The following is a 22,933-nucleotide window of genomic DNA, read 5'->3' as shown; positions in this document are numbered from 1 at the left end:
CGCAGCAGGCAAACCTGCCAGCGGGCGGAACCCGCTCATAGCCGGTTCGCGTAGCGAACATAGAGCCAGTCCGCGCAGCGGACAGAAAGCGGCCCTGACGGCCGCACGCCGTCAGCGCTTCTCCTGAAGCGCCAGCCACACCAGCAACTGTAAACTGGCGGAGAAGTAATTCTGGTCCGGCGCCAGCCGGTCGCTGATATATCCCGTCTCGTTCAGCGTCAAATCACGGATCGCCAGCAAGCCGCCGTCGAGATTGTAAGGCGCGTTGCTGTTGCCCAGCACGTCGAACCAGGCGGGCGTCGTCAGGCGGCCGTAGCGCTGCCAGACGTTCTGGAACGGCACCAGACGCAGGCTCTGCGGGTCGTACCACCAGATATTGAGCGGCACGCGAACCGCATCGTAGCTGAAGCGGTTAGAGTAACCCACCGCCGGCGCCACCGACCCGTCGGCATTGAGCGCCACCCAGTCGAGCGGCAGGCCCGTTTTGCCGAAGTGCATCGCGCCCAGCAGATCCATCCCGTCATTGATCAACGCGTTCCAGACCTTGAGATGGCTATGCTCGGCAAAGCGCTTCCAGGCTTCAAACAGGAAGTAGGAAGGATTAAGCACCACGTAGCTGGTCTTATTGAACCCCTGCGCGCCCGGCAGCATCACCGTGCGGCCCGCGAAGGTCACCACGTTGTGCTTCACGATGGCGCGCTGAATGCGATCTGACGCCTGCTGATAGCTCTGCGACGACCACTTATCGGCCGCGCGCTGCAGCGCCCAGGCAATCAGCACGTCGCCGTCGGAGGCGTTGTTTTTGTCCGCCACCGGTTCGGCGGCGTCCGGCGTATAACGCCAGTAGAACAGGTCGTTTTGCGTATTCAGCAGATGCTGGCGCGTCCAGCTCCACAGCTGGTCGAAGGTGGCGCGATCGTCGTTCGCCACCGCCAGCAGCATGCCGTAGCCCTGCCCTTCGGTATGGCTGACGTTGTTATTGGCGTTATCAACAATCCGTCCTTCCGGGGTGAGAAAACGGCTCTTGAAGGTGCTCCAGCCATCAGCCGACGCCTGCGCGCTCACCATCATCACCACCAAAAAAATTGTCCATCGCAGCCAGGCTGGCTTTGTCATGTCGTCGCTCCGTTAGTACCGATAGTGCAGGGTCTGGCCGTCGTTCAGCTCCAGCGTCACGCTAACCGCCGCGCCGCCGCCCTGGGCGCGCAGCCAGCCGCCGTAAAGTCCCGCCAGCACGGCGGCCAGCGCCGACTGCCAGCTCTCTGCATCCAGCGTGCTGTCGCCCGCGGGCAGCGCGTGATGCTTCAGCAGAATCGCCGCTTCCTGCGGCTGAAGCTGCACAAACCCCCAGTGAAAGCGGGCCAGCTGCAGATTCATCTCGCGCTCCAGATCCTGCACGGTGCGCGCGTCAGGCAAAGGATAGCGCGCCGCCAGCGAATCGCCCATGCTGCCGAGAAAGGCTTCCGCCTCCTCTTTGCCCGCGTTGGCGATCATCCCCTCAATCATCACGCTGACCAGGTCGAACCAGCCGGGCTGATGCCCGTGGCTGACCGCGCCGGTATGCTCACTCATTAGTTGTCTCCAAACAGATAGCGGAAGTAGAGCTGCGCCGTACTTTCGTTGTAGTCGCCAAAGGTGTCATAGCCAAGCTGGCCGCCGATGGTGACCTCTTTATTCACTTTATAGTCCGCGCCGGCGTGCAGGTTATAACCGATGCCGTTTTTGCTGTCGCCGCTGTAGTAAGCGCTCTGCACCGCGCCGCTGGCGGCGTAGGATTCGAGCTGCGACTGCAGCGAAGGATCGTTCGGGAAGTAAGCGCTGCGATCCTGACTGTAGGACTGATAGCCGACCGAACCGCCGATTTTCACGCTCAGATCGTCGAACTTACGCGTGAAGTCTATCGGGAACGACACGGCGGCGTAGTTCTGCGGGCTGAAATAGCCGCCCTGGCCGTAGCTGAAATAGCTGAGGTTTTTCGAGAAGTCCATCCACGACAGGCTCATGCCCACCTTCAGCTCGCGGTCATCGCTGTGGAAAGGCCGCACGTAGGCGCCCGCCGTGGCGTTGAGGCTGTTGTTGCTCGCCACGTTCTCGCCGATATAGCTGTAGGCGCCGCCGCCGACGTAGAAGCCCGCGTCGCCGTTGTCATAGCTCAACAGCGCGTTGCCGCCGTTTTTGGTGACGCGTCCCCAGCTTTTGCCGCTCGATTTGTCCTGCACGCCGACATAAGAGAGCAGGCTGTCGGTCATGGCGCGACGTTCCCCGGTGAGGATCAGCGTCAGGAAGTCGGTGAGCTTCGGCGACCACTGAACGCCGCCCACCAGCGTGCTGAGATCCTGGCCCAGCGGCGTGCTGCCGAGATCGATTTTGTAGCTGTCGCCTTTCAGCGCCAGATTCAGCTCGACGCCGGAGGCGCTCTGCGAATCGGTCGAGGCGCTCGGCACGTCGGTGACCTTCGCACTGCCTGCGGCAACCACCTTCGCCTGTTCAAGGGCGTTGCTGCCGAAGCGACGCCAGGCGTCGCCCGCCGCGCTGCCCGCCGTCAGCGAAACCGGCGTCATGGTGAAATCGAAGCGCGACTCGCCAAAGGGCACGGTAGAGAACGTCAGCGGCGCTTTCGCTTCGGTCAGCTTGCTCAGGCCCGACTCGCCGTCGCGCCCGCGCACCTGTACCTCGCCCTGCGCCCAGCTGCCGGTTTTCTCCTGCAGCCCTTCCATCATGCTGTCGATCTGATGCAGGGTGCGCGCCTGCTGCAGCGGCAGCGTATCGCCGCCTGCCAGGGTGACGCCCTCGACGCGGCTGGCGACGTCAGCCGGCGCGCTCTGCCACGGCAGCACTGTGCCGTAGCCGGAAGGCGAACGCCCCACCGGCGACGTGCTGCGATTGATAAAGGGGTTGTCGGCCAGCGCCAGACCGCCGACGGTCGGCGTCTCGCCGCTCTGCGCGCCCTGCAAACCGATCAGCTGGCCGCGCGCGCTGCGCAGATAGCGCATCGCCTGGACGCGATCGCCGTTGGCGTCAGCGACGCGCGCCATCAGCAGCAGACGATCCGGCGTCTGCTGCGGCTGCAGCCCGCGCGACAAATCGTTGGCACGCTGCAGGTTGTTCTGCGCCAGCGCCACGTCGATCGCGCCGACGCGCGCGTCCTGCGTCGCGGTATCCTGCGTCATCAGGTAGTCGTACACCACGCCCGCTTCTTTGTTCATCTTGCCGTCCTGATAGAGACGAGCCATGGCGAACATCAGATCGCGGTTCTGCGGATCCTGCTGCAGCGCGCCGATCAGCTTGTCATAGGCAGCGGCGTACTGCTTCTGCTCGCGCAGGCGATCCACTTCGTTAATCACGTAGCCGTTGCGAATGCCCGCCAGCTGCGTCGGCGTGCTGCGCGCCTGCAGCTCGGGCGCGGCCAGAAAGCGCTGCGCTTCGCTGCCGAGCCCCGCCTGGTTCAGCACCGCGACCTGCGCTGCGTAGTCGCCCGCGTTGCCCTGCACGCCGCGCTGCATATTGCCGCGCACGATAGCGACGGCGGTGGCAACGTCGCCCGCGCTGGCGAGCTTCTGCGCCAGGTTGCCCGCATCCACCGGGTTAGTCGGCGGCGTCTGGGCCAGCGCTTTCAGCGTGTTGGCGGCGGCGGCGTTCGCGCCCTGCGCCAGATAGCGATCGGCGGTCGCCATCTGCAAATTGAAATTGACGCGCTGGGCCAGCTCGCGCATCTCGCGCGTCTGCGCGCTGGCGGGAATACGCGCCAGCAGCGAACTCGCCTGCTGCCAGCCGCTGCTTTCGCTGGCGTTGATGGCGGCGGCGTAAAGCTCGCTGACGCCTGCGCCGCTGCGCATCGACGGCTGCATGATGCTGGCGGCCTGCAGCGTGTCGCCCTGCGCGCGGTAAAGGCGCGCCAGATCGAGACGCAGCCAGCCGTCACTGGGATAGCGCTGAATGCCCTGCTGCAGCGTGGCGATCGCCGCGCCGGTGTTGCCCGCCTGCTGCTCGCGCTTCGCCTGCTGACGAATCGGGTCGCTGCTGCTGCCGCGCGGCGCCACGCTCTGCCGCACGCTGTCAGGCAATGACGACAGCAGCGTATTGGCCTCGGCGCTGCGGTTCTGCTGGCGCAGCACATAGAACAGCCCCTCTTTCGCGCTGCGGTTGTCCGCGTCGCTTTGCAGAATGGCGCGGTAGGCCTGCTCCGCCTCGCTGAACTGATTGCTGCGCCGCAGCACGTCGGCGCGAAACAGCTTCGCCGCTGCGCCCTTCTCGCCTTCCGCCTGGGTGAGCGGCGCGCTGAGCGCGAGCGCCTGCGCGCTGTCGCCGTTTTTCAGCGCCTCCTGCGCCGCCGCCAGCTGCGCATAGAAGCGCGCGTCGCTGGCCTGTTGCTGCCGTTCCGCGCCCCGATCGCCGCCGAGCTGCGCGGCGCGCTGCAGATAGTCCGCCGCTTCGCTGTAGTGGCCGCCGCGCTGCGCGACGTAGCCCATGCCCGCCAGCGCGTCGGCGTCCTGCGGGTTGGCGCTGAGCACTTTCTCAAAATTGTTTTGTGCGCCGCTGACGTCGCCGCTGTTAAGCGCGCTAAAGCCCGCGCCCTTCTCGGCGCCGCCGACGTTTTTGCGGTAGTAGTCCATCACCGCTGCGTCCTGCGGATGCCGCTGCTGCCAGGTCTGATAGCGGGCCGCGTCCGACACCTGCGGCCCCAGCCACAGCAGTGCCTGACGCAGCGAGCGGTCCGCCTCCTGGCTGCCGTCCGCCAGCGTGCCGAGCAGATCGATGCCTTCGCGGCGCGTCGCATCCTGATAGGTCAGCGCTTTGCCCAGCGCCAGCTTCGCGCCGGTGTCCTGCGGGTGAGCGGCGGAGAACTGACGCAGCGCCTCGACCGCCTGCGGCAGCAGCGTGCGGTCGCCCGCCATCGTCAGATAGTACTCCGCCGCCACGCTGGCGGGCGGTTCGGTGCCGTTGAAGGTGTTGCGCCACGTCTGCAGCGAGGCGGCGATATTGCCGCTGCGCGCCTGCTGACGCGCCAGCGAGAGCTGCGCCTGCGGAATGGTCTGCAGCTGGCGCGCGTTGTCCAGCTCGCTCAGGCGGGCATCCTGCGGCGAGACGCGGCTCAGCTGCTGGCGATAGCGCGCCGCGCCGTCGTTGTCGCCGCTCTGCTGCGAGTAGAGCGCCAGCAGATAGAGCGCCTGGGTGTTGTCCGGCTCGACCATCAGCACTTTTTGCAGCGCGGATTTTGCTAAATCGTCGTGCGCTTTTTGATGCCAGTAGGCGGCCTGATCGAACAGCGCCTGCAGCGCGGGATTGGCGCTCTCCGCCGCCAGCAGCGGCAGCGAGCAGCTCAGCGCGCCGCCCAGCAGCAGCGCGCGACGGATACCGGTGGTTAATTTTGTTTTCATTATTTTCGTCCTGACTGGTTACCGGCATCGCGCAGGTTTTGCGGATCGAGCCGACGTCGCGCGTGACGCTGCAGCATGGCGAAGGTTGCTACACCCGCCAGCGCCGCCAGCAGCAGCGCCGCCAGCGCCATCAGCACCGAGTGCTGGTTGGCGTACCACACCACCATCATGTACCAGGGCATTTCGCCGCTCGGGAACTGCGGACCGACGCGGAAGCTGCGAATGCCGTTTTCATCGGTGATGATCGCGGTATCGCCGCGGATCGCCGCGTTGATGCGCGGCGAGTTCAAATCGCCGTGCAGCCGCAGCAGCTGCTCGTCGCTGGTGGCCACGGTCATCACCACGGTGCGGTCGGAATTCCAGGGCGAGCGGTAGCTGATAAAGCCGCGCCACGCCTCGTTCGAAGAGAAGTAGCGATCGGCGTCGAGCGGCTGACGAGACCAGTCGCCGGTCAGCCAGCTGCGCGCTTTGTCCAGCGTGGTCAGGCTCTTCACGCCGAAGGTGCTGCCGTTGGACTCGAAGGGCGAATGCGCCAGCATCTGCTGGTTAAAGCGGTTGTCGCCGGTGGTGCTGATAGCCAGCACGTCGCTCTTCGCCAGCCGCGCCAGATGGGCGCCGCCGTTCGGCAGGCCGAACATCACCTGGTTCTGCGTCAGCGCCGCGCCGGTGGCGTTGCCGGCGCGCGCCGCCAGATCGAGCAGCGTGGCGATCTCGGCGTCGTCGGGTTTTTCCGGCATCAGCAGCGTGGTCTGGCTGAAGTCCGCCAGGCGCGAGAAGGGAAACGACGCGCCGACGAAGTAGGAGAGGTTCGGCAGCAGCGTGAAGTGGCGCGTGTGGCTCAGATCGATCCACGACTCCTCTTCAATGCGGCTCTTGATGTTGTTGTTCAGCAGCACGCCGCAGGGCGCGTCCGCTTTCGGCCGGATATTGAAATAGAGCGACAGCTGGTTGTCGCCGTAAATCAGCCAGGGATCGAGATGCAGCTGATACTGCTCCTGACGCGCGTCGCCGCCCAGACGGTGCCAGGCCTGCTCCAGCAGGCCCACTTTGTTCACCGACAGGTTGCGCAGGAAGGTGCCGTTGAGCATTACGTTGAGGAAGGAGCTGTTTTCGTCGATCCAGCTTTCCGACGGGAAGCGATAGTGCAGGTTCACCGGCACGGCGTCGCCGTCCCAGAGAAAGAGATCCGGCGCGGCGCGGAAGTTGACGCGCAGCGCGTCGTGCCAGATGCCGGTTGAGGTCAGCGTCTGGTTGGGATCCAGCAGCTCGCTCAGGCGCACCGGACGGTTGGTGTTGATCCAGCGCGGCGCGTCATAGGGCTTGCGGCTCGCCAGCGGCTGCGGCTGCACGGCGAGGCTGCTGGCGTCGGTATTCAGCGGCTGGGTGGTGAGGCGCAGCGCCGCCTGACGCAGCTGGGCTTCATCTTCGCCCGTCACCAGCAGCAGCTTGTAGACCGGGTTATTCGGGTTATCTACCAGCGTCAGCTGCGGACCGCTGGCCTGCGGCAGCGTCAGCGTGCCGATGCGCTCGCCCGGATGGCCGAACAGAATGCCGTTTTGCTCAGGCAGCGCGCCGCGCGTCACCGGGAAGCGAATGGTGCGGTAGTCGCTCTGAATGCCGAGCCACGAGGCGACCAGCGCGGCGGCGGTAACGGCGTCCGGGGTGACGTTGCTGGCGAAGCCCATCGCCACCGACGCGGGCGTCATGCGCAGCGGATCGATAAAAGGCCGTGGGAAATTGCGCAGACGCGTGCCGATGTTCAGCTGCTGTCCTTCGAGCCCGAGGGTAGTTTTCGGCAGGATAGTGACCTGATAATTCTGCGCGCTCTCTTTCTCGCACAGCAGCTTATCGGCATCGTTAATTTTGAAGCTGAGGTTATTGCTGGCGACCACCATCGCGGCGGGGATCTCCAGCTGATAGTCGCTGACGTCGCTGTCGCTGGCACCGAGCGGCAGCGTGCCGAGCGGCTGGCCGTTGAGCATCAGCTGCAGCGAGGTGTTGCGCGCCGCCAGCGCCGGCGAAACGCGCAGCGACAGGTTGAGATGCGCGTTGGTGATCACCTCGTCGCCCGGCAGGGTGAAGACGATGCCGGACTGCAGCTGGCCGCCGGTCAGGGTAATGCCCTGCGGCTGGCCCATCTGCGCCACGGAGATAGTGCTGCTGATCGGCTGATTCAGCGCCGCGACCGGCGCGGCGACCGGCTGGCCCGGCACGAAGGGCGCGGCGGAGGCCGCCGACGAGAGCGCGGGATCGGCCTGCTCCAGACCGGCCGGCGGCGGCAGGTCCGACAGCGCGCTGTTCTCTTCAGCGACCGGCGCGCTCTGCTCCGGCGCGGCGGGTGCAGCGCTGTTGATCGGCGCATCAGGAGACATTTCCGCCCAGCCGGCGCTCAGCCACAGCGCCGCCGCCAGCGACGACGCCAGCAGCGAATGTTTCAGGATTTTCATGCGGCGCTGTCCTCTTTTGCCGCCGCAGGCGCGGCGTCCTTGCCTTTGGCGCGACGATCTTTCCAGCTCAGCCAGAACAGCTCGAAAACGGTGCGGATAATGGTGCCCAGCGACAGCAGCGCGTTGTCTTTTTTATACTCCGGCTGGATCCAGGCGTCGGCGCGCGCCAGCACCACGCGCACCAGCTCGCGGCGGCGCGCCAGCGGCATCGCGGCGAAGCGCAGGCGAATCGACTGGTCATCGCCGGAAATTTTGCTCACCGGAATGGTAATGGCGCCTGACTGCAGCAGCAGATCGATCTCTTCAATCTCGTCGCTTTCATGGCGGTTGTCCGGCGCATCCAGCTGCGCGCCTCCCATCGAAAGGTCGCTGGTGCGGGTGCGCGACGAGATGCCGCTGGCGTAGTGGATAATCGCCGGGATCTGCACCTCAATACGGATGGTTTTGCGCACCTGACGGGTTTCACGCGCGACGGCAATCGCCGCCATCAGGATAATCAGGCTGAAGATGGCCCAGCCGACGTTCAGGGCGATAACGTAAGGGTCGACGCCGAAGTAGTCGTGCATCACCGCGCGCACCACGCCGGCGGCGATGCCAATGCCCAGCAGCGCCGCGACGATGACGTGCGGACGCACGATGTGAAAGTCGAAAAAGCCCTGGTCGAGCAGGCCGCCCTTGTCGGTGACGTTAAATTTGCCGTGCTTCGGCGACAGCATGGTCAGCAGCGTCGGGATCACCAGATGGAAGCACATCACGGTTTCGTAGATTTCGCCCCAGAAGGTGTAGCGGAAGCGGCCGTTCATGCGTGAGTTGACGTAGAGCGACATCACCAGATGCGGCAGCACATAGGCGAAGATCAGCGACGCCGAGGAGTGAATAATATTCAGGTTAAACAGCAGATAGGCGAGCGGCGCGGTCAGGAACACCACGCGCGGCAGGCCGAACTGGAAGTGCAGCATGGCGTTAAGGTAGCAGAGGCGCTGCTGCCACTTCAGGCCGCGCCCCAGCAGCGGATTGTCGACGCGGAAGATCTGCGTCATGCCGCGCGCCCAGCGGGTACGCTGCACCACATGCAGGCCGAGACGTTCCGTCGCCAGCCCGGCCGCCAGCGGGATCGCCAGAAACGCCGAGCCCCAGCCGCGACGCTGCATTTTCAGCGCGGTGTGGGCGTCTTCCGTCACTGTCTCTACCGCAAAGCCGCCGATCTCCTCCAGCGCCGCGCGGCGGATCACCGCGCAGGAGCCGCAGAAAAAGGTCGCGTTCCAGTTGTCGTTGCCCTGCTGAACCGGGCCGTAGAACAGCGCGCCTTCGTTGGGGATGCTGCGCGCCGCGCGCAGGTTGCGCTCAAAGGGATCGGGCGAATAGAAGTAGTGTGGGGTTTGCAGCAGCGCCAGCTTCGGATCCGTGAGGAACGGGCCGACGGTGGCCTGCAAAAAGGTGCGTGTCGCCACGTGATCGCAGTCGAATACGCAGATCAGCTCGCCTTTGGTGATTTTCATGGCGTGGTTGAGGTTGCCCGCCTTGGCGTGACTGTTGTCGTCGCGCGTGATGTAGCCGACGCCGACGTCGGCGGCGAACACCGCGAATTCCGGGCGCTTGCCATCATCCAGCAGATAGACCTTCAGCTTGTCGCGCGGGTAGTCGATGCACTGCGCCGCCAGCACCGTGTCGCGTACCACATCGAGGCTTTCATTATAAGTCGGCACATAGACGTCGACGGTCGGCCACAGGCTGACGTCGTCCGGCAGCGGTTCGATAGTGCGCTTTAACGGCCAGGTGGTCTGCAAAAAGCCGAGAATTAAAATCAGCCAGACATAAAGCTCGGCCAGATATAAGCCGATGCCAAGGATCGCCTCTGTTTCGGAATTAAAATGCAGCGTTTCAGTGGTGCGCCACCAGATATATCGGGTGGACATCAGCGCGGAGAGAATAACCATCACCACTGTTATTTTGCGGCTTTTACTGAAGCCCAGTAAAAACATCATCAAAATACTGATTAAGCCAAATATATATTGTTTCTGGCTGTCCATCGGCGTAATGACGATCACCGCCGCGACGGGCGCAAGCACCAGCAGCAGCAGGTAAAACCCGATTTTATTCATGATTCACCCTGGGAAACGCTCTGTTTTTATAGCCTGGCCACGCCAGGCAATTAATAATGGCCGCTGCGGATCGGCGCCTGAACTTCGCCATTGCCGACGGAAATATTCAGGATATTCGCCACGCGTTTCGCAATCAGCTCAATATCGAACGCGGCAGCGGACGCTGGGCTGAAATCATAAACGGACTGCTGTGAGGCGTTGGCTTCGGCCACGCTTTCGTCGCGATGCACCACGCCCAGCAGGCTATCGCCCAGACGCTGCTGCATAAAGGCGGTGACGTCGCGGCTGATATTGCGGCGGTTATCGCTCTGATTCAGCACAAAATAGTGCCCAAGCTGATGGTTGAGCGGCTGGCCAATCATGCGGTTATTTTCAATTTGCGGCAGCAGTGAGACCGAGGCGGTGTCGGCCAGCATCACCACCAGGTGCATTTCCGCCAGCGCACTCATCGCCTTCAGCGCCGGACCTGGGCCGGGGGGAAAGTCCGCGACGATCACCAGGCCGGGATAGTTCAGCACCGTGTCCAGCCCGCGCCGCAGGAAGTGGGGATCTTTCGCCAGATTCTCTTCGAAGCGCTCGCGCTGCGGTTCGCTCACCTCGCCGTAGGGCAGCACGAAGATATTGCCGCCGGTGGTGAGGATCGACTGGCTCCAGTCCGCCTGCTCTTCCGAGCGCGCGACAAAGCCGCGTCCATCGTTCAACGGCACGCCGAAATGGAGACGCAGCGCGTTCTGCACGTCAAAGTCGATCGCTAATACCTTGCTGCCCGCCCGCGCCAGACTCCAGGCCAGATTGGCCGCCAGCGTGGTCTTTCCGACTCCCCCTTTCGGCGAGCACACACAAACTAACGGCATAACGCGATCTTCTCCAGTAACGGTTTGAGTAAGGTTTCTTTCGGCAGGCTGGCCGGTTCGCTGTGGCGCGCGCGGAACAGGCCACTGAAGCGGCGTTCGGGCGCGGCGCGCGGCGCGGACGCGGAGGAAGGCGCGCTGACGGCCGGAGCGGGCAAGGCGGAAGCGGGCGCCGGTTCGACTGGCGCTAGCATGGGTTCAGGCGGCGGCGGGAAGAGCGACGGGCGAGCAGGTGCCGCCGCCGCAGGTGCGCTCCCTGTCAGGCTGTCAAGCAGGGTGCTGCGCGCGGCGGCCGGCGCCACGGCGAGCGGCTGACGCAGCGCCGGCGCGGCGGCGCGCGCGTGGAATTCATCGCCGCGCAAAGGCTGCGGCTGCGGCAGATCTATTCGCTGGCTGCCGCTGAAGGGCGTCGACGTCTCTTCGTTATTCGCCAGCTGGCGGATCAGCGTCCACTGGCTATTTTCGGCAGGTTCCTGCAGCTGGCCTGACATATCTTTAAAGGCGATATCGAGCGTTTGCGTTTTTTCCTTAAAACGCTGCAAATCGTCATAGTTTTTCATCGGGCCGTGGTCTGCATTCAGGGATAAATTTGCCGGAAATATATCACATCCATTTAGGCCCGGTGAGAAAAATCTGATTATAAAAAACGCACATTCAACAAAAGAGTTTTATCTTTAAGATTCATTTAAAGCCTTCATAAGCCTTTTTTGCCGGTTTTATCGATAAATTAATTAATTGGTCTTAAGTAAAATAGTTAAGGCGTCAATTAATAGCTTTACGCGCTACGCCTGGTTTAATCGCTGATGGCACAGCCAGTTATGGCTAAATGCTTTTATGCGTTTTTTCTTAACACCAGGCTGACGGGAGATTTACACATTAATGAAAGCGTGACGGCGATCGCTTACGTCAGCGGCGATAATCTATTGCGGCGGATTTTTTAGCAGCGGTGCGGAATGGTTCAGACGAGGTAAAGAGTGTCGCATAAAAAGGCTCCTGACGGAGCCTTTATACGTTAGCGTATTCCTTCCGCTTCTCCGACCGGCTGATTTTCATCCTGGTCGACGGCGAAGCAGGCGATCTGCTGGTCGCCATAGCGTTTTAGCTTCGGCTGGAGCTGGACGCAGGTGCCGAAGCGGCGGCGGCAGCGCGCGTTAAAGGCGCAGCCCGGCGGCGGATTCAGCGGGCTCGGCAGCTCGCCGGTCAGCTTGATGCGCTCGCGGCGGTCGTCCGGGTTGAGGCGCGGCGTGGCCGACAGCAGCGCCTGCGTATAGGGATGGCGCGGATTGTTAAAAATCGCCTCTTTGCTGCCCTTCTCCACGCAGCGGCCCAGATACATCACCATCACCTCGTCCGCAATGTGCTCCACCACTGAGAGGTCGTGCGAGATAAAGACGTAGGAGAGGCCCATCTCCTGCTGCAGATCCATCATCAGGTTCAGCACCTGGGCGCGCACCGAAACGTCGAGCGCCGAAACCGGTTCGTCGGCGATCAGCACATCGGGTTCGAGCATCAGCCCGCGCGCGATGGCGATGCGCTGCCGCTGGCCGCCGGAGAACATGTGCGGATAGCGATCGTAATGCTCGGTTTTCAGGCCAACCTTCGCCATCATCTCCAGCGTCTTCTCTTTACGCTCCGCCTTGCTCAGCGCGGTGTTGATCAGCAGCGGCTCTTCGAGGATCTGGCTGACTTTCTTGCGCGGATTGAGCGAGCCGTAGGGGTTCTGAAACACAATCTGGATTTTCTGACGGCGCAGCTTCTGCGCCTGCGGATCGTGCTTCAGCAGATCCTGACCGTGCCAGTAAAGCTGCCCTTCGGTCGGCGTTTCGATCATGGTCAGCAGGCGGCCAAGCGTCGATTTGCCGCAGCCGGACTCGCCCACCACCGCCAGGGTTTTGCCGCGCTCCAGATTAAAGGAGACGCCGTCCAGCGCTTTCACCAGACGCTGCTGGCCGAACATCCCCTTCTTCACCGGGTAGTGTTTTTTCAGGTCAATCGCCTGCAGCAGGTAATCCTGCCTGGTATTATCAAGACTCATAGGTCGGTCTCCCGGCATCATCCAGCGGATAGTGACATTTGGACTGACGCCCCGGAATGTCGCGTAAGGCAGGTTCTTCTTTGCGGCAGCGATCGGTGGCGTACGGACAGCGCGGATTCAGCAGGCAGCCGATCGGGCGGTCATACTTGCCCGGCACCACGCCCGGCAGCGACGCCAGACGCGCTTTGTCGGCGGCAAATTCCGGCAGCGCGCGCAGCAGCGCCTGGGTGTAGGGATGGCGCGGCGCTTTGAAAATATCGCCCGCCTTACCGCTCTCCACTACCTGACCGGCATACATCACGATGATGTGATGCGCGGCTTCCGCCACCAGCGCCAGATCGTGCGTAATCAGGATCAGCGCCATATTCTCCTGCTGCTGCAGCTCCAGCAGCAGCTCGATAATCTGCGCCTGAATGGTCACGTCGAGCGCCGTAGTCGGCTCATCGGCGATCAGCAGCTTAGGCCGACAGGCGATCGCCATGGCGATCATCACGCGCTGGCTCATGCCGCCCGACAGCTGGTGCGGATAGACATCGAGACGCGACGCCGGGTCGGGAATGCCTACCTGCGTCAGCAGATCGATAGCGCGTTGACGGCGCGTGCGCCGGTTGCCGCCCTGATGCACCTTAATCGCTTCCATAATCTGGTAGCCGACGGTGTAGCAGGGGTTCAGGCTGGTCATGGGATCCTGGAAAATCATCGCCACTTCCGCACCCACCAGCTGGCGGCGCTCTTTTTCAGAGATGCGCTTCAGGTCGCGCTGGTTGAACTCCAGCTTCTCCGCCATCACTTTGCCAGGAAAATCGATCAGGCCCATAATCGCCAGCGAGCTGACCGATTTGCCCGAGCCGGACTCGCCGACGATCCCCACGACTTGCCCCTGCTCAACCTGATAGCTGATGCGGTCGACCGCGCGGAACGGTGCCTTATCGTCGCCGAAATGCACCGATAATTTATCTACATTTAATAACGCCATCTCGGTGCCTCTTACTGCTTGAGTTTCGGGTCGAGGGCGTCGCGCAAGCCGTCGCCCATCAGGTTAAACGCCAGCACGGTGAGCAGAATAGTCAGACCGGGAAAGGTCACCACCCACCAGGCGCTTTGCGCATACTGCAACACGTCGGAGAGCATGGTGCCCCACTCCGGCGTCGGCGGCTGCGCACCCATACCGAGAAAGCCCAACGCCGCCATATCGAGAATGGCGTTGGAGAAGCCCAGCGACGCCTGTACGATCAGCGGTGCCAGACAGTTAGGCAGAATATTGACGAACATCTGACGCAGCATGCCCGCGCCCGCCACGCTGGACGCGGTAACGTAGTCGCGGTTGACCTCGACCAGCACCGCGGCGCGGGTGAGACGGATATAGTGCGGCAGCGCGACAAAGGTCAGCGCGATAGAGGCGTTCACGATCGACGGCCCGAATATCGCCACCAGCACCAGCGCCAGCAGCAGGCTCGGCAGCGCCAGCATAATATCCACCACGCGCATAATGGTGGCGTCCACCACGCCGCCGAGGTAGCCCGCCAGCAGGCCGAATACCACGCCGAGGATCAGCGACAGCACCACCACCATACAGCCCACCAGCAGCGACAGGCGCGCGCCGTACATCAGGCGCGACAGCACGTCGCGGCCCACGTCGTCGGTGCCGAGGATATAGCTCCAGCTGCCGCCTTCCTGCCAGACCGGCGGATGCAGCAGCGCGTCGCGGAACTGCTCTGCGGGCGCGTGCGGCGCCAGCGCGCCGGCGAAGATGGCGATCAGCAGCATCAGCACCACATAGACCAGACCAACGACCGCGCCTTTGTTACGTTTAAAATAGTGCCAGAACTCCTGGATGGGGGTCATCGGCTTGGGTGCAGCGGGTACGCTTGCGGGATCAACAACAGACATGACGCCCCCTTATTTCTTGTGTCGTATGCGCGGATTGACCACGCCGTACAGCAGATCAACCAGCAGGTTGACCAGGATAATCAGCACCGCAGTCAGCAGCACGCCGCCCTGCACCACCGGATAGTCGCGGCGCTGCAGCGCTTCAATCAGCCAGCGGCCGAGGCCCGGCCAGGAGAAGATGGTTTCCGTCAGGATGGCGCCCGCCAGCAGCGTGCCGACCTGCAAACCAATCACCGTGACCACCGGCAGCATGGCGTTGCGCAGCGCATGAACCACGATAACGCGCATGCGCGTCAGCCCTTTGGCGCGCGCGGTGCGGATATAATCCTCGCCCAGCACCTCCAGCATCGCCGAGCGCGTCATACGCACAATCACCGCCAGCGGAATGGTGCCGAGCACGATGGCCGGCAGGATCATATGCATCACCGCGTCTTTAAAGTCGCCCGCTTCGCCCCAGAAGAGGGTGTCGATCAGCATAAAGCCGGTGAGCGGATTGCTGTCGTCGAGGAACACGGTGTCGCTGACGCGGCCGGAAACCGGCGTCAGGTTAAGCTGCACCGACACCAGCATAATCAGCATGATGCCCCACCAGAAAATCGGCATCGAATAGCCGGTCAGGGAGATGCCGACCGCGGTGTGGTCGAAGATCGAACCGCGCTTCACCGCCGCGATCACACCGACCGGAATACCGACGGCGACGGCGAAAATCATGGCGCAGATGCCCAACTCCAGCGTGGCTTTAAAGCGCGGCACGAACTCATCCCATACCGGGATGCGGCTCTTGAGCGAAATGCCCAGATCGCCATGCAGCACGCCGTAAATGTAGTGAACGTACTGTTTCCACAGCGGCTGGTCGAGGCCGAAGGCCGCCATCAGCTGGGCGTGACGTTCCGGGGAGATCCCGCGTTCGCCCGCCATGATCAACACCGGATCGCCGGGGATCATATGCACGAACGCGAAGGTCAACAGGGTGATACCGATAAATGTCGGGATGACAAGTCCCAGACGTCGGAGTATGAACTGCAGCATAAGCCGGATTCTCAGTCGTTTCCCGCCGCAACGAGGCGCGGGATCTATTGCTCACAACTCGCGTTCAGGCAAGCGCCTGGACGCGACGCAAAGTGCGTTTCACCGTCATCTTTCACGGTACAGGCGCGGCGACCTCCACCCGACGCTTGCAGCCGCAAACGGCGAAGAGGAGTTGGCTCGCCGCTTTCCTGCAGCGCGAAGATGTTGGGTTTATTCGAAGAAGTTAGCCGAACAAGCGCGTCGTCTGAGCGGGCCAGCGCCCGCTCAGGGGCCGAACGGGCCGGCCCCTGACGCAGGAATTATTCCTGGATATCGACGTTTTCGAAGTGGTGTTTGCCTAACGGATCGACCACGTAGCCAGAGACTTTTTTGCTCACCGGCTCAAAGACGGTGGAGTGCGCGATAATCAGCGCCGGCGCCTGGTCATGCATCACCACCTGCGCCTGCTTATAAAGCTCGATACGTTTATTGTGGTCCGCTTCGGCGCGCGCCGGCTGGATCAGATCTTCAAACGGCTTGTAGCACCAGCGAGAGTAGTTGGAGCCATCTTTTGCCGCCGCGCAGCTAAACAGCGTGGCGAAGAAGTTGTCCGGATCCCCGTTGTCGCCGGTCCAGCCCATCATCACCGACTGATGCTCGCCCGCTTTGGCGCGCTTCAGGTATTCACCCCACTCGTAGGTGACGATTTTGGCTTTCACGCCGATCTTCGCCCAGTCAGCCTGAACCATCTCCGCCATGCGGCGCGCGTTCGGGTTGTAAGGACGCTGAACCGGCATCGCCCACAGGTCGATAGAGAAGCCGTCCGGCAGGCCTGCTTCTTTCAGCAGCGCTTTGGCTTTTTCCGGATCGTAGGCGTAGTCCTGGATCGCGTCGTTGTAGCCCCACATGGTCGGCGGGATCAGGTTTTTCGCGGCCTGGCCTGCGCCCTGATAGACGGCGTCGATAATCGCCTGCTTGTTCACCGCCATGGTCAGCGCCTGACGCACCTTGACGTTATCCATCGGCTTCTTCTCGGTGTTGAACGAGAGGTAGCCGACGTTCAGGCCAGGCTGTTCCATCAGGTTGATTTTGGTGTCTTTCTTCATGCTGGCGATGTCGGCCGGGTTTGGATACGGCATCACCTGGCACTCGCCTTTCTGCAGCTTGGCGTAGCGCACAGAGGCATCTGGGGTAATAGAGAAGACCAGACGATCGATTTTTGGCTTAGTGCCCCAGAAATCCGGGTTGGCCTTATACAGAATGCGGGAGTCTTTCTGATACTGCTGCAGCACGAACGGACCGGTGCCGACCGGGTTCAGATCCAGCTTCTCCGGCGTGCCGGCTTTCTGCATGTTGTCCGCATACTCTTTCGACAGGATCGACGCGAAGTCCATACCGAGGTCGGCGAGGAACGGCGCTTCCGGGCGTGTCAGCGTAAAGCGTACGGTATGGTCGTCAACTTTTTCGACCTTGCCGATCAGCTTCGGCATGTCCATGCCTTCGAAGTATTCGTAGCTGCCGCCAGAGACGCCGTGATAGCTGTTGTTTTTATCCAGCTGACGCTCGAAAGAGAACACCACGTCGTCGGCGTTGAACTCACGCGTCGGTTTGAAATCTTTGGTGGTCTGCCACTTCACGCCCTGACGCAGGTGGAACGTATAGGTTTTGCCGTCTGCGCTGACGTCCCATTTTTCCGCCAGGCCAGGCTGCAGCTCGGTGGTGCCGATTTTGAACTCAACCAGACGGTTATAGATCGGCACAGAGCTGGCGTCATAGGTGGTGCCAGAGGTGAACAGCTGCGGGTTGAAGCCTTCCGGCGAGCCTTCTGAACAGTAAACGAGGGTTTTTGCCTGAACACCTGCGGCGACGGTCATAGCAATCAGGCTCAGACCGACCTTCAGCATCCTGGATTTGGCCAGGGAGTTGATCATGCTTTTGCTCCATTGTGATGTGTTGTTGTGTGTATTGCCCGACCTCTGTTTTTTTTATGCGGTTCAGGCAGACCACTGACATGGTCGAAAGTGCGGAGCGTTCTTGTTGTGTTTTTCCGACGCCGTGGAAACTGCCGGATCACGCCGCTTCTGCAACTTTATTGACGCATCAATTTGTCAACAGTTGCAATGAACGTCAATACAGCCGCGAGTTATTTACACAGAGTGTGAGGAATAGCAAGCAACGGTAAAAAAAAGCCTTTACGCTTAATTGCCGGATATTGCACAGCGCTTTTCGCCGGCAAACCAGATATCCCACTAACCCAGGGGATAATTGACAGTGATTCTCACCGCTAAAAAACAGCGGCGCTTACCCGATAAATGTTGAATAACTGAACGATTTAGCGTGCGTTATCGCGTCCAGGCAGTGGAAAATGCTGGGATACAGGCATAAGCAATCAGCATGACGATAAAAAAGGTCATAAGAAAAACGTGATGCGAAATAAGCGTCTGGGCCTGATGCAGCGCGTGATAGCGCGCGAAAAAGGGGAATAATCGAAGGAAACGCGCTCAGGCGGCGGCAAAGAGGGATTTCGTTGGGTTTCTCATAAAACGGCAGAGAAAAGCAGAAATTATCACCGACGATATTTTGTCGAAAAAGAGGTAACGGAATGGTTCGATACTCGCTGTTAATGCCTCATAAAAACTTATGCGAATGACGCTTTTGGCCGCAACAGTTTTTGTCTAGCAGTAAATTAATGCCGGGCGAGAAAACGTGGAACAAGGGCAAATATAGATAACACGGATAGATGCTGCAGCAGTAATTCAAACAGGCCGCACCGGAGCTTAAACGCGGATGGCATGGACGGAAGAGCAAAGCGTCCCGCGACAAAGCGAAAGAACGCATCTCCAGCGCCGTCATTCAAACAGGCAGCTCTTTAGCTAAAACGCGAATGATATGGGCGGAAGAGCAAAGCGTCCCGCGACAAGGATGTCGCGGGCCGAGCGCGCAGGGATGCGTACAGCGACTTTGCGATCCGCTCATGTCATGCGCGTCGGCACACAGCTCGCAGCCCTCTTTTGCTACAGACGAAAAAAAACCTGCTTTTTCAAGCAGGTTTCTTAAATCTGGTCGGTGAGAGAGGATTCGAACCTCCGACCCCTTCGTCCCGAACGAAGTGCGCTACCAGGCTGCGCCACTCACCGATGGGGGCGCATGTTACTGCGCCCACCTTTCAGCGTCAACCGCTTTTTAGCGGTTTAGCCGCGTTCGCCTGGAAAGCAGCCTGCCCGCCAAAATTCTGGTGCTTCTCAGTCACATCCCGCGCGTCGCTGTGCGACGAAACCGGCGCCTGACACCAGTTATTCGCCGCCTTAATGCCGCCGTTCGGCGAGGTATACCCCAGACAACCGAGAATGGTATCGAACAGCTCAACGTGACGATGCGTCTTGCCGACGCGCTGCTGCGCCTGTAAACGCTCGAAATTCGCGCGGTTGTTGGCATCAGCCAGATACTTATCCGACGCCCACACCATCATCGGCACGCGGAACTGCTCCGGCGGCGCCAGCTCGCGCGGCGTGCCGTGCAGATGGGTATTCTCGCTGATCGACTCACCGTGGTCGGCGGCGTAAAACACAATCGCTTTCTTGTCGCGCAGCTGATCCAGCACGCTGTCCAGCATGGTGTCGACATAGAGAATCGAGTTATCGTAGGCGTTGATCAGCTGCGCCTTACTGCAGGTCTCATCCACGCCCATACACTCCGGCTGATAGCGCGCGAAACTGCGCGGATAGCGCTGCGAATAGAGATAGTGCGAGCCTTTGGTATGCAGCACCACCAGATGCTTGCCGTGCGGATAACGATCCAGCGACGCCTTCAGCTCCGGCACCAGCAGCATATCGTCCACCGACTTGCCTGCGTTGTGCGGCTCCGAGCCAATCTGCTCGCGGAAGGCAAAGTTATTCACTTCCGCGTTATCGTAAAACCACACCTCGCTCTGCATGGCGAACAGCTCGGACGAAAAGCCCAGCTCCTTCATCACGGCGAAAATATTCTTCTCTTTCAGCGTGCGGCCCGGACTCTCCTCGGTGCCGCCCTCGCGCACAAACATACAGCGCAGCGACAGCTTGGTGGCGGTGTCGCACGACTCGCCGCGGAACGCCACCAGATTCTTCTCTTTCGACAGCTTCGGCGTGGTATCGCGGCCGTAGCCCAGCATGCCCATATGATCCCAGCGCGTGGTCTCGCCGATGACGAACACCACGTAGGTGTCGTCGATGCCCGGCGGCGCGACATAGGTAAATTTCTTCGCCGGATCGAGCAGCTCCTGACTATCCAGCGTCTCGTCGATACGCGTCCAGGCAAACAGCCCTACCGCCGCCAGCCAGTTCGACGGCAGATAAGAGTGCGCCACCACGCCGCCGTAGCTCGGCAGATCGATATTGGTGATCTCTTCGTTGGCTTTTTGCAGCTTGTCGAAATAGCGGATCGGCAGCCACACCAGCGCCACGCAAAGCAGCATCATCAGCGCTGGCTTAAGACGCTGGCCGGGCGTACGCAGCTGCTCAATCAGCGTCTGGCTGAGATTGTTACGCCAGATCATCAGCAGCGGCAGCGCGCTGACGGCGACCATCCACAGCACAAAATGCAGGCCGACCACCTCTTTCGACAAATCGACGTCGGTGGTCATCACCGACGCGACGATGCCGTAGCCGATCACCACATTGAAAAAGGCCATGTAGTAGGCAGCAGCGACGGAAATCAGCACCAGCAGCGTCGCCAGCACACGATACAAACGTTTGCCACCCAGCGACAGCAAACGCATCAGGAAAAAGGTCAGCACCACAATGGCCATCACTTCGGTCACTGCGGTCAGCCAGTTGGTCACGGTCGATTTGGTTAAAAAGCCGTCAAAGCGACGGTAAAAAATCGGCAGGTTAAGCAAAATGCCGATGTATAACGCCAGCAGCAGCGACAGCTTTTGCTGGGTTATGGTCTTTATGTAATTCATCTTAAAGGGTTTTCCCGGGGCTGGAGCACGATGTTGAACGCTATTGTGACTACCGCAACGCAGAAGAGTTCGCTTAATTAGCGCAGAGACATGACGATTTCTTGACGAACAGGAAGAATCTGAACGGGATCGGACGGCTCTTTCACGAGGCGGCTCAGTAGAACACAAATTAACCAGACAGGCCAGAAAAGAGGGAGAGAGCGCAGGAAACAGGAGCGGGCCCGCATCGGGGCCCGTACAAACTTAGCGAATGATATTCAGCGTCACGTCGATGTTGTTGCGCGTGGCGTTGGAGTACGGACAAACGATATGCGCCGCGTCCACTAGCTTCTGCGCTTCCGCTTCATCCATCTCCGGCAGGTGAATATTCAGTTTGGCTTCGATGCCGAAACCGTCTGGGATCGGGCCGATGCCGACTTCGCCTTCGATCCACGCATCTTTCGGCATCGCGATTTTATCGCGGCCCGCCACAAACTTCATGGCGCCGAGGAAGCAGGCAGAGTAACCAGCCGCGAACAGCTGCTCCGGGTTGGTGACTTCGCCGCCTGCGCCGCCCATCTCTTTCGGCACGCCCAGCTTCACATCCAGCACGCCGTCAGAAGAGGTTGCACGACCATCACGGCCGCCGGTGGCTTTGGCTTTTGCGGTATAAACAACTTTCTCTAAAGACATAACTTCCTCTCTGTTTTAAACGATTTAATCGCACGCGATTAATATAAGTGTAGCAGCTGTTTTAGCGGGCGCGAGCGCCCGGTAAATCCTCAACGCGACCGGTTCAGATTGTCGCGCAGTAAATCGAGTTCGTTCTTCAGCGCCAGCAGCGTGGCGTCGTCGCAGGCCGTCGCGCACTGTACCGTCTCCGGAATGGCGCTCGCCTGGCTTTGCAGCGCCCGGCCCTGCTCCGTCAGCGTGACCACCACCTGACGCTCATCCTGGCGCGAACGCTGGCGGTTAATCAGCCCGGCGCTCTCCAGCCGCTTCAGCAGCGGCGTCAGCGTGGCGGAGTCGAGAAACAGCTGCTCCCCAATCTCCGACACGGTGAGATCGTCCTGCGCCCACAGCACCAGCATCACCAGATACTGCGGATAGGTGAGATCGAGCTGCGACAGCAGTTGCCGATAGACTTTATTCATCGCCAGATTGGCGGAATAGAGCGCGAAACAGAGCTGTTGATTGACCAACAGTGGCGCTGGCTTCGCTTTTTTGTCATTTTGGTTACTGTTCATGGCAGTAAATATAAATAGCGCGCTAGATAATTGCAAGCAACTTTTTATCACGAGGGCTTTTGCATGCTGGAATCTCTGGAAGAGCAGGCGCGACGCTATGCGACACGCGCCCATGCTGAAGCCGGTCAACGGCGCAAATATACCGACGAGCCTTATATCGTTCATCCCGCCGCTGTGGTTGAGCTGGTGCGCAGCGTCAGCGCGGACGAGGCGCTGCTGGCGGCGGCCTGGCTGCACGATACGGTAGAGGACACCGACACCACGCTGGCGGACATTGCGGCCCATTTTGGCCCGCGCGTGGCGCAGCTGGTAGAGATGCTCACCGACAGCGCCCAGCCGCAGGCGAAAAACCGCGCGGCGCGCAAGCTGGCGCATTTTCGCCACACCGCAGAGGCCTCGCCTGAGGCGCAAACCATCAAGCTGGCCGATATCATCGACAACACGCGCGCTATCGTGCGCTTCGATCCCCACTTCGCGCGGGTCTATCTGGTAGAGAAACGTATTCAGATTGACCTGCTGAAGCAGGGAGACGCGCAGCTATGGCGCCAGGCCAGCGCCAGCATCGAACAGGGCATCGCGCAGCTGGGCGCCCCGCCCTACAACGTGCCGCAAAGCTGGTTCGACAGGCAGGCGGCAAAATACAGTCGCCTGAGCTAAAAAAAAACCCGCCTCTGGCGGGTTCTCTTTTTTTCTTCTTTTTAGTCCAGTAACTGCCGTCCCAGATAGGGGTTGGCATGCAGCAATTTCATCAGTTTCTGCGCCGTGGCAGAAGGACGCGTCCGTCGCGCTTCCCAGCTTTTAACCGAGGAGACGCTGACGCCCATCACTTTGGCAAATTCATCTACTTTCATACCGGTTAATTCACGCAGGCGTTGCGGCTCTGGCATAGCGGGCTGAAGCTGAATTTCAGTTGTGGCAGGTGTTGCATCACGTGTCAGTACAATCTGCTCAAGGCTGCTGAGCAATTCAAAAACAGGATCTTTTACTTCCATAGAGAACTCCTTAAAACTCACTATGAATCACGTGAAAGTAGGGTAAAAACCAAATGGTTCAC

General features: G+C 60.9%; 16 protein-coding genes, 1 tRNA gene and 1 pseudogene. 1 reads left to right on the top strand and 17 read right to left on the bottom strand.

The genetic code is table 11. From position 1 onward, the window contains the following. Positions 1–111: 111 nt before the first annotated feature. The 16 genes and pseudogenes from B2J69_RS07515 to B2J69_RS07440 form a co-directional block, all read right to left on the bottom strand. On the bottom strand, positions 112–1,116 hold the full coding sequence (locus tag B2J69_RS07515) for a glycosyl hydrolase family 8 (protein WP_081137913.1): 1,005 nt from the start codon (positions 1,114–1,116) through the stop codon (positions 112–114). 12 nt (positions 1,117–1,128) lie between these two features. Continuing rightward, positions 1,129–1,572: a cellulose biosynthesis protein BcsD gene (bcsD, locus tag B2J69_RS07510; RefSeq protein WP_081137912.1), complete on the bottom strand. Its 444-nt coding sequence runs from the start codon at positions 1,570–1,572 to the stop codon at positions 1,129–1,131. Then, on the bottom strand, positions 1,572–5,378 hold the full coding sequence (locus tag B2J69_RS07505) for a cellulose biosynthesis protein BcsC (protein WP_407944735.1): 3,807 nt from the start codon (positions 5,376–5,378) through the stop codon (positions 1,572–1,574). Before B2J69_RS07505 ends, bcsD begins: the two co-directional genes overlap by 1 nt. Further along, entirely contained in the window at positions 5,378–7,825 is a 2,448-nt protein-coding gene (bcsB, locus tag B2J69_RS07500; protein ID WP_081137910.1) for a cellulose biosynthesis cyclic di-GMP-binding regulatory protein BcsB, read from the bottom strand. Before bcsB ends, B2J69_RS07505 begins: the two co-directional genes overlap by 1 nt. Continuing rightward, complete coding sequence (bcsA, locus tag B2J69_RS07495; protein ID WP_081137909.1) at positions 7,822–9,927, bottom strand: UDP-forming cellulose synthase catalytic subunit; 2,106 nt, start codon at positions 9,925–9,927, stop codon at positions 7,822–7,824. Before bcsA ends, bcsB begins: the two co-directional genes overlap by 4 nt. 50 nt (positions 9,928–9,977) lie before the next feature. After that, the gene (bcsQ, locus tag B2J69_RS07490; protein WP_081137908.1) at positions 9,978–10,781 is read right to left on the bottom strand and encodes a cellulose biosynthesis protein BcsQ; all 804 of its coding nucleotides are present in this window, start codon (positions 10,779–10,781) and stop codon (positions 9,978–9,980) included. After that, positions 10,772–11,338, bottom strand: a complete 567-nt coding sequence (gene bcsO, locus B2J69_RS07485) for a cellulose biosynthesis protein BcsO (protein WP_081137907.1) — start codon at positions 11,336–11,338, stop codon at positions 10,772–10,774. Before bcsO ends, bcsQ begins: the two co-directional genes overlap by 10 nt. 452 nt (positions 11,339–11,790) lie before the next feature. Beyond that, positions 11,791–12,813 (bottom strand): dipeptide ABC transporter ATP-binding subunit DppF, encoded by a 1,023-nt coding sequence (dppF, locus tag B2J69_RS07480; RefSeq protein ID WP_081137906.1) that lies wholly within the window; start codon positions 12,811–12,813, stop codon positions 11,791–11,793. Beyond that, entirely contained in the window at positions 12,803–13,789 is a 987-nt protein-coding gene (gene dppD, locus B2J69_RS07475) for a dipeptide ABC transporter ATP-binding protein (RefSeq protein ID WP_081137905.1), read from the bottom strand. The genes dppF and dppD overlap by 11 nt, the downstream gene beginning before the upstream one ends. An 11-nt stretch (positions 13,790–13,800) precedes the next feature. Continuing rightward, a complete protein-coding gene (gene dppC / locus B2J69_RS07470) occupies positions 13,801–14,703 on the bottom strand; it encodes a dipeptide ABC transporter permease DppC (protein ID WP_081137904.1) in 903 nt (300 codons plus the stop codon). Between the two features lie 9 nt (positions 14,704–14,712). Further along, complete coding sequence (gene dppB / locus B2J69_RS07465) at positions 14,713–15,732, bottom strand: dipeptide ABC transporter permease DppB (protein WP_081137903.1); 1,020 nt, start codon at positions 15,730–15,732, stop codon at positions 14,713–14,715. Positions 15,733–16,031: 299 nt separating this feature from the next. Beyond that, entirely contained in the window at positions 16,032–17,642 is a 1,611-nt protein-coding gene (gene dppA / locus B2J69_RS07460) for a dipeptide ABC transporter periplasmic-binding protein DppA (RefSeq protein WP_081137902.1), read from the bottom strand. A gap of 1,129 nt (positions 17,643–18,771) precedes the next feature. Then, positions 18,772–18,848 (bottom strand) — tRNA-Pro (locus tag B2J69_RS07455). 131 nt (positions 18,849–18,979) lie between these two features. Beyond that, a pseudogene (gene eptB, locus B2J69_RS07450) lies at positions 18,980–20,653 on the bottom strand (kdo(2)-lipid A phosphoethanolamine 7''-transferase); the annotation flags it as partial. 243 nt (positions 20,654–20,896) lie between these two features. After that, positions 20,897–21,325 (bottom strand): organic hydroperoxide resistance protein, encoded by a 429-nt coding sequence (locus B2J69_RS07445; protein ID WP_081137898.1) that lies wholly within the window; start codon positions 21,323–21,325, stop codon positions 20,897–20,899. A gap of 89 nt (positions 21,326–21,414) precedes the next feature. Beyond that, positions 21,415–21,879 (bottom strand): MarR family winged helix-turn-helix transcriptional regulator, encoded by a 465-nt coding sequence (locus tag B2J69_RS07440; RefSeq protein WP_081137896.1) that lies wholly within the window; start codon positions 21,877–21,879, stop codon positions 21,415–21,417. A 63-nt stretch (positions 21,880–21,942) separates the two neighbouring features. Between B2J69_RS07440 and B2J69_RS07435 the strand changes: the two genes are divergently transcribed. After that, positions 21,943–22,536, top strand: a complete 594-nt coding sequence (locus B2J69_RS07435) for an HD domain-containing protein (RefSeq protein WP_081137894.1) — start codon at positions 21,943–21,945, stop codon at positions 22,534–22,536. A 41-nt stretch (positions 22,537–22,577) separates the two neighbouring features. Here the strand turns inward: B2J69_RS07435 and B2J69_RS07430 are convergent, their stop codons facing one another. Further along, on the bottom strand, positions 22,578–22,871 hold the full coding sequence (locus tag B2J69_RS07430) for an HTH-type transcriptional regulator (RefSeq protein WP_033754453.1): 294 nt from the start codon (positions 22,869–22,871) through the stop codon (positions 22,578–22,580). Positions 22,872–22,933: the final 62 nt, after the last annotated feature.

Origin of the sequence: Pantoea latae (assembly GCF_002077695.1) — a bacterium.
GTDB classification, from domain to species: Bacteria; Pseudomonadota; Gammaproteobacteria; order Enterobacterales; family Enterobacteriaceae; genus Pantoea; species Pantoea latae.
The sequence above is the reverse complement of the archived record's forward strand: the minus strand, read 5'-3'. Positions and strand labels throughout refer to the sequence as shown.